This is a genomic window from Aeromonas sp. R7-2 (assembly GCF_040908105.1).
Classification (GTDB): domain Bacteria; phylum Pseudomonadota; class Gammaproteobacteria; order Enterobacterales; family Aeromonadaceae; genus Aeromonas; species Aeromonas caviae.
In genome coordinates, this window is record NZ_JBFODC010000036.1 from 554969 (window position 1) to 568221 (window position 13253).

Genomic DNA, 13253 nt, shown 5'->3' on the forward strand with positions numbered 1-13253 from the left:
GGTTTTTTTTGCCTCGCGCTTTCCCCTCAGCGCCTCTGCCCGGCCAGCTGGCTGACAAACTCCTTCATGGGCATGGGCCTGCCAAACAGGTAGCCCTGCAGGAAGGTCACCTCGCGGGACTTCAGATAGTCGGCCTGCACCTGATTCTCCACCCCTTCCGCCACCAGTTGCAGACCGAGCCGGGTCGCCAGATCGATGACGTTCTCCACGATGTGACTGGAGAGCGCGTCCGACCCAATCATGCCGACGAAGCTCTGATCGATCTTGAGGAAGTCTACCTGGAAGGTCTGCAGGTAGGTCAGGCTGGAGTGTCCGGTGCCGAAATCGTCGATGGCGATGAAGACCCCGAGGGCATGCAGCTCGGCAAAGAGCCGGTCCGTCGTCTCGTCCGCCACGATGAGCTCGCGCTCGGTCAGCTCCAGCACCAGCTTGATGGGATTCCCCTTGAAGGCGTTGATGAAATCCCGGCAATCTTCCACCAGGCTCAGATCCTTGCAGTGGCTGGCGCTGATGTTGAAGCCGAAGTGGAACCCTCGCGGCAGATGGTGCGCCTTACCCGCAAACTGTTCGCGCACCTGCGCCATCAGCAGCCGGGTCATGGGCACGATGAGGCCACTGTCCTCTGCCAGGGGAATGAAGCGATCCGGCGAGATCATCCCCTGACGGGGGTGTTGCCAGCGCATCAGCACCTCGCAACCGCTCCATTGGCCGTCCTCCCCGTTCACCACGGGTTGCAGATAGGGGATGAACTCCTGCTGGGAGAGTGCCCGTTTCAGCTCCTGGGCCGGCGAAGTCGAACGGCCCATCAGCCAGAAGACCGCCACCCCGAGCAGCAGGCTCAGCAGAGGATAAATAATGACGCCCACCTTGGAGTAGTCCCAGATGTGGGCACGGTACTCATCCACCGACACCGTGGTCACTACCTTGAACGGGTACCTGTTCGAGACCTGCTCTAGATAGCCACTGCGGTCCTTGGGGATCAGCTTGTCGGTGAGCTCGCTGTTTCGCAGCAGCATCTCGTTGCCGACCACCAGCCCCAGTGGGGAGTTGCGGCTCAGCATGTCCAGGATGTTGAGCAGGTAGTAGCCGTCGACCCCCACCAGCACGCTGAACTCGCCCACCTCTTCCCGGTAGGCGATGAGGGGGCGATTCGGGGTGACCGGGTTGCCCTTCATCAGGTCGAGCCTGCCCCCGACATAGTCTTCCAGCTTGATGCCGCCATCGACCGGGCCATAGAGGGAAGAGCAGTAGATCCGATCTCCCCTGGCCAGGTTGACGCTGCGCACATCCGGCACCGTGGCCACCTGATCCCTGAGCCCCTGCACCACCTCGAGACAGGGCCTGCCCAGGCTGCCGGTGAGGGCCGACGCCGCCAACTGGGCATTGTCCAGAGTGCGGTCGAACATGACCCTGGCATGTTCCAGGCGCGCCACCGCATCCTGTTTCACGCCGGTGGCGGTCTGCCAGATGACGATGACGAGCCCAAGGAGCATGGGCAACAGACCGGCCAGCAAGGCACAGAGCAGCCGGACATAGAATTGACGCACCTTCAAACGTCGAAATGGCATAACGGCCCTCATGAACATGGCGAAAAAGCGCTCGAGTTTACCCGCTGGCGCCCGTTTGGCAAGCCGGAATGAGCCCCTGATACCGCCGCGCCACGGCGCCCCCCGTGGTCGCAAAGCCCGGCTGCCCCGTGAACAAAGGGGGCGGCGTCTTGGGAGACAAAAATCATAATGCTCATAAAAACAGGAGCTTGTCCATCGGGCACCCAGGCTCTAGAGTAGACCCTAGAGCGTCAGGGAGGCAGGACATGAAGATACTGATCACGGGGGGCACGGGGTTTATCGGCCGCCGTCTGGTGGCACACCTCAAGGTGGCGCACGAAGTAGTCGTGCTGACCCGTCAGGGCAGCCGGGCCTACGAGCTGCTCGGCCACGATGTCACCCTGCTGGACAGCCTGGACAGGCTGGATCACCTCAATGACGTGGACATCGTCATCAACCTGGCCGGCGAACCCATCGCCGCCGGACGCTGGAGCGAGTCCCGCAAGCAGTTGCTCTGCAACAGCCGCTGGCTGCTGACCGAACAGCTGGTGGATCTCGTCAAACTCTCCAGCACGCCCCCCAGATTGCTGCTCAATGCCTCCGCCATCGGCTGGTATGGCCGCCAGGATGACGCCCCTCTGGATGAAACATGCCAGAGCCCTCACGACGAATTCACCCACCGTCTCTGTCAGCAGTGGGAGCAGCTTGCCCAGCAGGCCCGCTCGGCCCAGACCCGGGTCTGCATCCTGCGCATCGGCCTGGTACTCGGCATGGAGGGGGGCGCCTTGCCCAGGATGCTGCCCCCTTACCGCCTGGGCCTCGGCGGCCCCATGGGCAGCGGCACCCAGATGATGAGCTGGATCCACGTGCAGGATCTGGTGCGGGCCATGCTGTTTCTCATCGAGCACGGCGAGTGTGACGGCATCTTCAACGGCACGGCCCCGGAACCGGTCAGCAATCGCCGGTTCAGCGAGACCCTGGCCGCCACGCTCCATCGCCCGCACCTCTTCTTCGTACCGGCCCCCCTCCTGCGACTCCTGATGGGAGAGGCGGCGGATCTGCTGCTCACCGGACAGCAGGTACTGCCCGCCCGCTTGCAGCAGGCCGGTTTTCACTTCAGCTTCCCGGCTCTGCCCGGCGCTCTGGACAATCTGCTGCACTCACCCCGTTGACCCAATGACACATCCCGACCGAGGTCGGGATGTGTCGAGCCATCAGAGCAGCCCCTGCCCCAGTCCCCTGAGCCGGTCGCTCAGGGTACCCGCCAGCAGTTGGCGGCGCATGCCCTGTCCGGCCAGGGTCACCAGCACGGCCCCAAGCAGGGGGAGTGCAGCCCAGATGGCCCAGTGGAACTGCCACTGCGCCCCCTCCCACCACCACTGCAGACCGAAGGAGCAGAGCTCCACCACCATGGCGGCGCAGAGCCCTGCCAGGGCACCGCTCGCCACCAGCTCCCAGCGCAACATCTTCTCGAGCAGGGCGCTGCCCGCCCCCAAGGTGCGCATCAGCAGCAGCTCCCGGCGCCGATGGGCCATGCCGGCCTGGGTCTGGGTCAGCAGCACCAGCAGGGCGGCCACCGTCACCAGCCCGAGCATCAACCCCAGGGCGCGGCTCACCTGATCGGAGACCAGAGTGAGGCGGCCTATCAGATCCTCCACATCGATGAGGCTCACCGTGGGGTGGCGGCGGATGAGTTCCACCTCTGCCCCTCGCCCCTCAGGCGGCAGACGATAGCTGCCGAGCCAGGTCTGGGAGAAGGGGGCCAGCACGTCCGGCGAGAAGATCATGTAGAAGTTCGGCCTCATGTTGTCCCACTTGATGGACCTCAGGCTGGTCACCCTGGCCTCGAACGCCCGCCCCTCTATGGTGAAGCCGAGCACGTCGCCGAGTGCGATGCCGAGCCGTCCCGCCAGTGCCTCGTCGACGGAGACTTCCCCCTTGCCGGCCAGCCATTGACCGGCAGTGACCTTGTTGTCGGCGGGCAGGGCCGATGTGGTGGTGAAGTTGAGCTCCCTGTCCACCCCCTCCCGCGCCGCATCCTCCCCCACCGCCTCACCGGCGATACGGGTCAGGCGCCCGCGCACCATGGGGTAGAAGTCCGAGGTGATGGCCCCGGCCTGGTGCAGATCGGCCAGGATCCCTTCCCGCTCGCTGTCCGCCACATTGACCAGGAAGCGGTTCGGGGCGTCGGCAGGCAACCGGGTGGAAAAATCCTCCAGCAGATCGACCCGCGCTGCCCACAGCAGCCCGAACAGCATCAGGGCCAGGGCGAAACCCGCCAGCTGGAACAGACCACTGCCCCGCTCACGGGAGAGGTGATTGATGGCCAGGCGCAGGGCATGGGGCCCCTTGAGCCGACTGCCAAGGCGCAGCAGCACGGAGGCGAGCAGGGCCAGCAGCGCCATCAACACCCCCATGCCGCCGATGAGCCCGCAGGCCAGCCTGATGTCGGCGGTAAAGCCCCACACCAGGGCAAACAGCCCGATGAGCCCCACGGGCACCGTCAGCCAGGGGGGGATCCCCGCCTCCAGCTCCCGGCGCAGCACCCGCAGCGGCGGTACCTTGAGCAGCCTCAGGAAGGGGACGAACGCCAGCATCAGGGTGATGAAGAAGGCGACCGCGAGGCCCAGGGCGAAGGGTCGCCAGGAGGGGGGCGGCAGATCCGCAGGCAGCAGATCCCCCAGCAGGTTCAGGGTCAGCCACTGCATGGCGCTGCCCGCCACCAGCCCCATCAGGGCCCCCACCAGGGTCAGGGAGAACAGCAGGGTGCCCATCAGTTGCCACAGGGTGCGCCGCGAGGCCCCCAGGGTCTTGAGCAGGGCCACCATGTTGGTCTGGCGCTCGGCGAAATGGCGCACCGCTATCCCCATGGCCAGGGCGCCGAGCAGCACGCCGGCAAGGGATGCCAGACGGAAGAAGCGCTCGGCATTGCCCAGGGATTTCCCCACCTGGGTACCCTGATCGTCGGGTTTGACGAGCTTTTGCCCGGCGCTCAGCCTGGGGTTGAGCCAGGCCTCATAGCGGGTGATGGCGTCACGGGGCCCCTTGACGAGATAGCGCCACTGCTGGCGACTGCCCGGCAGCAGGGCCCCGGTCGCCTCGATATCGGCGCTGTGGATCAAGGCCCTTGGCGCCATCTGGAAGGGGCTGAACCCCTGATCCGGCTCCTGGCCCAGCTCCCCTGCCACCGTCAGCCGGGTGTTGCCGACCTCGAGTACCTCCCCCACCTTGGCGCCGAGCAGCTGCATCACCCTGGCGGAGAGCCAGATCTCGCCGGGCGCCGGGGCGCGCTGGGGAGTGAGCTCCAGCTTGCCGTAGAAGGGAAAATCCCCGGGCACGGCGCGGATGGAGGCCAGTTGCAGGGTATCACCGTGAAACAGCATGCTGTTGAAGCTGACCGTGGTCTGCACGGCCAGCCCCTCCTGATGCGCCTGCGCCAGCCACTCTGCCGGTGCCGGCGTCGCGGAGCGCAGCACCCTGTCCCCTCCGATGAAATCCCGCCCGGAGGCCTTGAGCCCCGCATCCAGCCGATCCGCCACCAGAGCCACGCTGAGCACGCAGGCGACGCTCAGCGCCAGCGCCAGCACAAACCAGCGCAGCTCCCCGCTGAACCCTTCCCGGCGCAGCAGCTTCAATCCCAGTCGCCACTGACTCATGACGCCTCCCTCACCGTCCATGCTGCTGCCAACGATCGCCTGGTGCAGCTCTGTCTCCAATGACTCATGACAGCTCTCCCACCCTGGCCGCCATGACAGCCTGTGCCTCCAGCCGCCCGGCTGACATCACCAGCTGCCGCTGGCAGCGCTGGGCCAGCTCATGGTCATGGGTCACCACCACCAGGGTGGTGTTGTGCTCGCGGTTGAGACGAAACAGCAGTTCGATCACCGTCTCCCCGGTCTTGCTGTCGAGGTTGCCGGTGGGCTCGTCCGCCAGCAGCAGGCTGGGGCGGGTCATGAAGGCACGGGCAATGGCGACCCGCTGCTGCTCGCCGCCGGAGAGGCGTGGCGGCAGGTGGTGCAACCGCTCTCCCAGACCGACCTGGGCCAGCAGCTCCCGGGCACGGGGCTCGCTGTCGGTCTCCCCCCGCAGCTCGGCCGGCAACATGACGTTTTCCAGGGCGCTCAGGGTGGGCAGCAGCAGGAACGACTGGAACACGAACCCCACCTGCTCGGCCCGTAGCCTGGCGCGTCCCTCCTCGTCCAGCCGGGTGAGGGAGTGGCCGAGGATCTCTATTTCGCCGCTGCTCGGCAGATCGAGACCGGCCAGCAAACCGAGCAGGGTGGACTTGCCGGAACCGGACGCACCGACCAGCGCCAGCGTCTCGCCGGTATTGACTTGCAGATCGATCCCTTCAAGGATGGTGAGGCTTTCCTGACCGAGGCGAACGGTTTTACCGAGCCCCCTGACGGCGATAATGGGCGTTGAACTCATCTTGGGTATCCTGTTTGCCTGAACCTGTAATGACAATAGAACGTGGGAGTTGACTGCATGATGCGTCTCTTGTTTGCCGTGAGTTGCCTGTGCTGCTGGGCAGCGTCCGTCCAGGCCCAGACCCTGCTGGTACTGGGCGACAGCCTGAGTGCCGGCTACCAGATGCAGGCCGAACAGAGCTGGCCTGCCCTGCTCAATGAAAAGTGGCAGCAGCAGGGGGGAGCACACACCCTCATCAATGCCAGCATCAGCGGTGAAACGACCCAGGGCGGCCTGGCCCGCCTGCCCGCCCTGCTCGAAACCCACAAACCGGACTGGGTGTTGATCGAACTCGGCGCCAACGACGGGCTGCGGGGCTTTGCTCCCGCCATCACCCGGGCCAACCTGACCAAGATGATCGAGCTCACCCGGGCGCACCAGGCGAAGACGGTGCTGACCCAGATCCTGCTGCCCCGCAACTATGGGGCGCGCTATCTGCAACAGTTCGAGCAGATCTTCCCGGATCTTGCGAAGGCCAACGACCTGCCGCTGATGCCCTTCTTTCTGGATGATATTGTGCTGCGCCCTGAACTCATGATGAACGATGGACTGCACCCGACGGCCGCCGCCCAGCCCCGGATCCGCGACAAGGTCGCCCGCTTTGTCGAGCCTCTGCTGACTCAGTAGCTCGGTGGCCGGGCCCCTGGCCCTTCCCCTTGCCCAGCAAAAAGCCCCCGCATGGCGGGGGCTTTTTCATGGTTCGGCGTGCCGGGTTCAACGGCCCAGGATCTGCCGCATCCGCTGCTGGGCCACATCCACCAGCAAGTCGGGCTGGAATTTGGAGATGAAGCGATCACACCCCACCTTCTTGACCATGGCCTCGTTGAAGTTGCCGCTCAGGGAGGTATTGAGGGTGATGAAGAGATCGGACATGCGCGGATCGCTGCGCACCTCGTGAGTCAGGCGATAACCATCCATCTCCGGCATCTCGGCATCCGTGATCATCAGCATGATCTCGTCGGTCACCTTCTTGCCCGCATCGCACCACCCCTTGAGCAGCTTGAGGGCCTGCAAGCCGTCCTGGCACTCGATGACCTCGAGCCCGAGCTGGGCGAGGGTCTCGCGCACCTGGTTGCGGGCCGTGCTGGAGTCATCGACGATGAGCACCCGGCGTCCCTGCATCTGGGGCAGGATCTCCTCGTCCAGCACCTCGGACGAGATGCGCACGTCATAGGTGATGATCTCCGCCAGCACCTTCTCCACGTCGATGATCTCGACGATCTGGTCGACGCCCCCTTCCGGGATGCGGGTGATGGCGGTGAGGTAGTTGGCACGACCCGCCGAACGGGGCGGCGGCAGTATGTCCTTCCAGGTCATGTTGACGATGTGGGCCACCTGCCCCACCAGGAACCCCTGAATGGTGCGGTTGTACTCGGTGATGATGAGATTGGACTCCTGATCGATGGCCATGGGACGCATCCCGATGGCACCGCGCAGGTTGATGACGGGGATGGAGACGCCGCGAATGTTGGCGACGCCGCTGATGTTGTGGTGGGACCCCGGCATCTTGTTCAGATGGGGCAGCTTGACCACTTCCCGCACCTTGAAGACGTTGATCGCAAACAGTTGCTGGGCACCCAAACGGAACATCAGCAGTTCCAGGCGATTCTCCCCTACAAGCTGGGTACGTTGATCCACTGAATCCAATATGCTCGCCATATAACGCCCTTACGTCCATTTCCCGAAATTGCCCCGCACCGGAGCTGCGACATGCCAACCAGCCCCGCTTTCCCTGTCGGGACAACGCAAGCCTATATAGAAATAATGAAAAGCGTCGAGGAAAGATAGGATCTTGACCACGGGGCGTGATCATCGCCCCATCACTGCCTCATGGCAAGCACAGCCACGCACCGGCCCCGACAACAAGGGTATCGACCACACGGGGCCATTGCTGAACCCCGGCGTGCCGCTCTTGTCATCCAGCGCGGTCCGCCAGCAACAAAAAGACCGGCCACATGGGCCGGTCCTGGGATGTGCAGTGCGTCCGGGACGACTTAGAAGTTGTACTGCAGGGCCACGGCGACGATGTCGTCGGTGGACTTGTTCAGGCTGTTCTTGCCGGTGGAACCCACTTCGTCCAGCAGGTTGATCTTGTAGTCCACGTAGGCATTGAAGTTGTCGGTGAAGTTGTACCAGGCACCCACGGAGACGTATTCGGTCGCGGTGTCATCGATGCCGTGAGCGCTGTCCTTCACGTCGGTACGCAGGTAGGCCAGGGAGGGCTTGAACTTCGGCGTGATGTTGTACTGCACGACCGCTTCGTAGCCATCCATCTTCTCGGCGTAACCGCGCAGGGAGCCGGTGTCCACGAAGAGGTGATCTTCACCGTGGGAGTAGGTGGCGGCCATGTAGAGGTTGCCGACGGCGTACTTGGCGCCCACCCCGAACAGCTTGGCGTCGCTGTCGCCGCCGAAGCTCACGTTCTCGGCCTGCTCGTCGGTCTTGCCTGCCTGGTTGTAGGCAGCACCCAGGCTCAGGCCCATGTTGAAGTCATAGTTGGCAGAGAGGGCATACCCCTCGGAAGAACCTTTCGGGCTCCAGGTGCTGTTCGGGCCGACACGCTCGCTGCGGCTCGCGTTCTGCGGGTCGTTGTTGCCGGTGAACTGGGCACCCAGGGTCAGCCCCTGCCAGTTGTACATGTACTGGGCCAGGCCGTTGGTACGACCGGTGCCGAACACCTCGGTGTCCTTGCCCAGACCATCACCACCCCACTCCGGCAGCACGTCGGTGTAGTTGTTCACCGCCTTGGTGAACAGACCGTCCTGGCGACCGTAGCTGAAGGCACCGAAGCGATCGTGCTTGATGCCCGCATAGGCGTAACGCAGCTCGTCGTTGTCAGAACCGGAGACCGGCAGGTTGTACTCGGCGAAGCCGAACGCGGTCAGATCCTCGTCAACCTTGGTTTCACCTGCAATGTGCAGACGCAGGTAGCTGGCATCGCCTTCGGTGGCGTTGTCATCGGTGCCGTAGTACATGCCGTTGACGCGGCCGCCGATGTCCAGTTTGGTACCATTCTGATCGTAAACGTTGGCGGCCTGTGCACCACCGGCCAGCAGCAGGCTGGAGATGGCCATCGTCAATGCTGTCTTTTTCATTGTTCTTTCCTCAGGTGTAAGCACTCTCTGTCAGACCAGAGTTCGGTCGTGATGATCGGTTGATGTGCCGATGGCCTAAGGTAGATCCGGAAACCTTGATGGGAACTGAAGCGGCGAACGATTAATTATAAAAGCATCAATTCGAGCTGACGCCGCGACATATAGTGTCACATGAAATGACAACGGTAGAATTTATGACCATGAAAATCATTTTTGCAACACAAGCGATCTGAAAAATTTGATGAATGCAGTTTAATCTTTCAGAAAAGCGAGAAGCTGGGAGCCCTGCCGGGCGACACGGACTCCCCGCACACCTTCCCCGCCCCGTCAGACCGGCTGCCAGCCGCGCATGACCCTCAGCAGATCCTTCCAGCTCACTATGCCCACCAGAGCGCCGTTCTCCAGCACAGGCAGACAGGAGATCTGGTGCTCCAGCATGAGGCCGGCGGCCTCTTTCAGGGAGCGTTCGGGGGAGACGGTGATGGGTTCACGGCTCATGATCTGGTGGGCGCGCCGGTTGAGGGTCTCGGTGTCCCGGTTCATCTCGGCATCCGTGTCCAGATAGGGGCTGATGGCACGCAGCAGATCCCGGTCCGAGATGACCCCCACCAGCTTCTCTTCCTCCACCACCAGGAGGTGGCGGAAATGGGCCTGCTCGAAGATCTCCTTGATGACGCTCAGCCTGTCATCCATGGAAACGGTCGCAACCCGGGTCGTCATGATCTCTTTAATCAACATGGTCAGCCTCCTGCCCCCCAGATGTCTCTGTTATGACACGTTTTTCCGGCGGCAGCCATCCCCCCCGCCCTCAAGTGCAAATTTGTGTCATTTCACGTAAGATCCGCGCCAGTTTCTCTCCTTCAATCGAGCCAAGCAGACCCATCCATGATAGTTGCCAGTCAAATCGAACTGATCCGCGGCGGCCGCACGCTGCTGGACAACGCGTCCGCCACCATACACCCCGGCCACAAGGTGGGCCTGGTGGGCAAGAACGGCTGTGGCAAGTCCACCTTCTTTGCGCTGGTGCGGGGCGAGCTGGCCATCGACAACGGCAGCTTCAGCCTGCCCGCCGGCTGGCAGATTGCCGGCGTGGCCCAGGAGACCCCGGCGCTTGACTGCTCCGCCCTGGAGTACGTGATCGACGGCGACAAGGAGTTCCGCGCCCTGGAAGCCGAGCTCGCCCGGGCCGAGGCGGATGACAACGGTCTGCTGGTGGCCGAGCTGCACGGCAAGCTCGATACCATAGGTGCCTACAGCATTCGCGCCCGTGCCGCCGAGCTGCTGCACGGTCTGGGTTTTGGCGGCGATCAGCTCGACTCGCCGGTCAGAAGCTTCTCCGGTGGCTGGCGTATGCGCCTGAACCTGGCCCAGGCGCTGCTCTGCCGCTCCGATCTGCTGCTGCTGGATGAACCGACCAACCACCTGGATCTCGACGCCGTCATCTGGCTGGAGAAGTGGCTCAAGGGCTATCAGGGCACGCTGGTGCTCATTTCTCACGACCGCGACTTCCTCGATTCCGTGGTGAATCGCATCATCCATATCGAGAACGGCAAGCTCAACGAATACAGCGGCGGCTACTCCGACTTCGAACTGCAACGGGCCGAGCACCTGGCCCAGCAGCAGTCCATGTACGAGAAGCAGCAGCGGGAGATGGCCCACATGCAATCCTATGTGGACCGCTTCCGCTACAAGGCCTCCAAGGCCCGTCAGGCCCAAAGCCGCTTGAAGGCCATGGAGCGGATGGAGAAGATCCTGCCCGCCCACGCCGACTCCGAGTTCAGCTTCGAGTTTCGCGAGCCCTCCGCTCTGCCGACCCCGCTCATCGCCATGGAGAACCTCAGCGCCGGTTACGGCGACAAGGTGATCCTGGAGAAGATCAAGCTCAACCTGGTGCCGGGGTCGCGCATCGGCCTGCTCGGTCGCAACGGCGCGGGCAAATCCACCTTTATCAAGATGCTCTCCGGTAGCAACCCGCCGCTGTCGGGCAAGCTGGAGGTGAGCGCCGGGGTGAGCATCGGCTACTTCGCCCAGCATCAGCTCGAGACCCTGCGCCTCGATGACAGCCCCCTCGATCACCTGGTGCGCCTGGCCCCGGACAAGACCGAGCAGGAGCTTCGCAACTACCTCGGCAGCTTCGGTTTTCACGGCGACAAGGTGCTCGACAAGGTGGCCCCCTTCTCCGGCGGTGAGAAAGCGCGTCTGGTGCTGGCCCTCATCACCTGGCAAAAGCCCAACCTGCTGCTGCTGGATGAACCGACCAACCACCTGGATCTGGAGATGCGCCACGCCCTGACCATGGCCCTGCAAGGGTTCGAGGGGGCCATGGTGGTGGTCTCTCACGACCGTCACCTGCTGCGCACCACCACGGATGATTTCTATCTGGTCCACGGCGGCCGGGTCGAGCCCTTCGATGGGGATCTCGACGACTACCACAAGTGGCTCGGCGAGCAGGAGAAAGAGGCCAATGCCAAGCCGGCAGATGGCACCGTCTCCGCCAACTCGGCGGTGGCGCGCAAGGATCAGAAGCGCCTTGAGGCCCAGTTCCGGCAAGCGACCCGGCCGCTGCGCCAGAAGCTCGAGAAGCTCGAGGCCAGCATGGAGAAGCTGCAAGGCAGGCTCGCCGACATCGAGCACCAGCTCGCCGATCCCGCCATCTATGAAGAGAGTGCCAAGGGCAAGCTCTCCGAGCTGCTCAAGTCCCAGGGCCCTCTCAAGGAGGAGCTGGAGCACGTCGAGCTGGAGTGGATGAGCCTCTCTGAAGAGCTGGAAACCATGGAGCAGGCCTTCTTTGCGTGATGAAGCCTTGATGGCCAGCGAGCGGGTCAGCCCCGACGCCCTGCCCACCCCTTCCGAGTTCTGGACATGGAGCACAGGCGCCTATGGCCAGCGCAGCCAGGACTGGCTCCACGTGCAAAGCATGGGGGGCAACGTCAACCTGGCACTCCTGCTGCACCACCTCGACCTGCTCCGGATCCCGGTCGACCTCACGGACTTGCAACCGGCCCTGGTACAGACCGAGGCGGTGCTGCTCCCCTGGCGCACCCTGCGCCAGCAGGCCAAGTCACGGGTGGGGGCCGAGGAGTACCAGACCATGCTGGCCCACGAACTGGAGCTGGAGCGGCTGCAACAGGGGGTCTTGCTGCAGACCCTGCGCACCCTCGCCCTGTTTCGCGGCGACAGCCGCAACCTGTTTCACTATCTATCGTTACTGGGTGCCCAGCAGGGCCCCCTCAGAGATCTCATATGCTGAGCTACCGCCACGCCTTTCACGCCGGCAACCACGCCGATGTGCTCAAACACGCCGTCCAGGCCCTGATCATCGAGTCCCTCAAGAAGAAGGAGAAACCCTTCATCGTGCTGGACACCCATGCCGGTGGCGGTCTCTACGACCTGCGCGGCGACTGGTCCCAGAAGAAGGCGGAATACGCCGACGGGATCAAACGCCTGTGGGATGAGCGGGCCCAGTGGTCTGCCATGGCCCCCTATCTGGGTGTCATCGAGGAGATGAACAGCGATGGTCAGCTGCACTACTACCCCGGCTCGCCGGAGCTCTCCCGCCGCCTCATCCGCGATCAGGACAAGCTGGCGCTGATGGAGCTGCACAACAACGAGGTGGAGGATCTTCGCGCCAACATGGGGTACGACCCCCGCGTCGCCGTCCACCATCGCGACGGCTTCGAGGGGCTGGTGGCCCTGCTGCCCCCCACCCCGCGCCGCGGCCTGGTGCTCATCGACCCCCCCTATGAGCTGAAGGAAGATTACTTCGCCGTGGTCGATACCCTTAAAAAAGCGCAAAAGCGCTGGGCCACCGGCATCTACGCCCTCTGGTATCCCATCCTCGGGCAAGAGGCGGACAAGTCCCGCGACATGCTCAAAGCGATCAAGCGCGAGAACTTCGGCAACGTTCTGGTAGCGGAGCTGGAAGTGGCCGGCCAAACTGCCGATTGGGGCATGAACGGCTCCGGCATGCTCATCGTCAGCCCCCCCTGGATGCTGGACGAGCAGATCGAGGCCTTCTTGAAACCCCTGTGCGCCAGGCTGGCCCAGGGCGCCGGCGCCCAGTACAGGGTGGAGTGGCTGAACAAGGCCGAAGCCTGACCCTCGGAACCACAGAAAATGAAAAAGGGCCTGTCACAGCAGG

The 13253-nt window shown here is 63.7% G+C and carries 11 protein-coding genes; 5 read left to right on the forward strand and 6 right to left on the reverse strand.

Going from position 1 to position 13253, the window contains the following annotated elements; all coding sequences use genetic code 11:
• Positions 1-26 precede the first annotated feature (26 nt).
• Positions 27-1568: an EAL domain-containing protein gene (locus AB5Y47_RS18025; RefSeq protein WP_368220449.1), complete on the reverse strand. Its 1542-nt coding sequence runs from the start codon at positions 1566-1568 to the stop codon at positions 27-29.
• 245 nt (positions 1569-1813) lie between these two features.
• On the opposite strand from AB5Y47_RS18025, the gene AB5Y47_RS18030 reads away from it, so the two are divergent.
• A complete protein-coding gene (locus AB5Y47_RS18030; protein ID WP_368220450.1) occupies positions 1814-2719 on the forward strand; it encodes a TIGR01777 family oxidoreductase in 906 nt (301 codons plus the stop codon).
• Between the two features lie 42 nt (positions 2720-2761).
• On the opposite strand, the gene AB5Y47_RS18035 is transcribed toward AB5Y47_RS18030, so the two are convergent.
• Together AB5Y47_RS18035 and AB5Y47_RS18040 are read right to left on the reverse strand one after the other, a co-directional pair.
• A complete protein-coding gene (locus tag AB5Y47_RS18035; RefSeq protein WP_049636604.1) occupies positions 2762-5203 on the reverse strand; it encodes an ABC transporter permease in 2442 nt (813 codons plus the stop codon).
• Between the two features lie 64 nt (positions 5204-5267).
• On the reverse strand, positions 5268-5978 hold the full coding sequence (locus AB5Y47_RS18040; RefSeq protein WP_042016058.1) for an ABC transporter ATP-binding protein: 711 nt from the start codon (positions 5976-5978) through the stop codon (positions 5268-5270).
• Positions 5979-6035: 57 nt separating this feature from the next.
• On the opposite strand from AB5Y47_RS18040, the gene AB5Y47_RS18045 reads away from it, so the two are divergent.
• The gene (locus AB5Y47_RS18045; RefSeq protein ID WP_319907159.1) at positions 6036-6644 is read left to right on the forward strand and encodes an arylesterase; all 609 of its coding nucleotides are present in this window, start codon (positions 6036-6038) and stop codon (positions 6642-6644) included.
• Between the two features lie 87 nt (positions 6645-6731).
• On the opposite strand, the gene AB5Y47_RS18050 is transcribed toward AB5Y47_RS18045, so the two are convergent.
• The 3 genes from AB5Y47_RS18050 to AB5Y47_RS18060 form a co-directional block, all read right to left on the reverse strand.
• On the reverse strand, positions 6732-7676 hold the full coding sequence (locus tag AB5Y47_RS18050) for a chemotaxis protein CheV (RefSeq protein ID WP_041212426.1): 945 nt from the start codon (positions 7674-7676) through the stop codon (positions 6732-6734).
• Between the two features lie 335 nt (positions 7677-8011).
• Complete coding sequence (locus AB5Y47_RS18055; RefSeq protein ID WP_043156284.1) at positions 8012-9112, reverse strand: porin; 1101 nt, start codon at positions 9110-9112, stop codon at positions 8012-8014.
• A gap of 327 nt (positions 9113-9439) precedes the next feature.
• Positions 9440-9850 carry a CBS domain-containing protein gene (locus AB5Y47_RS18060; protein ID WP_041212425.1) on the reverse strand — a complete coding sequence of 137 codons (411 nt, stop codon included), beginning with the start codon at positions 9848-9850 and terminating at the stop codon, positions 9440-9442.
• Between the two features lie 147 nt (positions 9851-9997).
• Here AB5Y47_RS18060 and AB5Y47_RS18065 point away from each other — a divergent pair, with 147 nt between their 5' ends.
• The 3 genes from AB5Y47_RS18065 to AB5Y47_RS18075 are packed head-to-tail and all read left to right on the forward strand — an operon-like array spanning position 9998 to position 13210.
• On the forward strand, positions 9998-11908 hold the full coding sequence (locus AB5Y47_RS18065) for an ABC transporter ATP-binding protein (RefSeq protein ID WP_151027891.1): 1911 nt from the start codon (positions 9998-10000) through the stop codon (positions 11906-11908).
• Positions 11901-12362 carry a DUF2390 domain-containing protein gene (locus tag AB5Y47_RS18070; RefSeq protein ID WP_039040190.1) on the forward strand — a complete coding sequence of 154 codons (462 nt, stop codon included), beginning with the start codon at positions 11901-11903 and terminating at the stop codon, positions 12360-12362. Before AB5Y47_RS18065 ends, AB5Y47_RS18070 begins: the two co-directional genes overlap by 8 nt.
• Positions 12356-13210 (forward strand): 23S rRNA (adenine(2030)-N(6))-methyltransferase RlmJ, encoded by an 855-nt coding sequence (locus AB5Y47_RS18075; protein WP_010675514.1) that lies wholly within the window; start codon positions 12356-12358, stop codon positions 13208-13210. The genes AB5Y47_RS18070 and AB5Y47_RS18075 overlap by 7 nt, the downstream gene beginning before the upstream one ends.
• Positions 13211-13253: the final 43 nt, after the last annotated feature.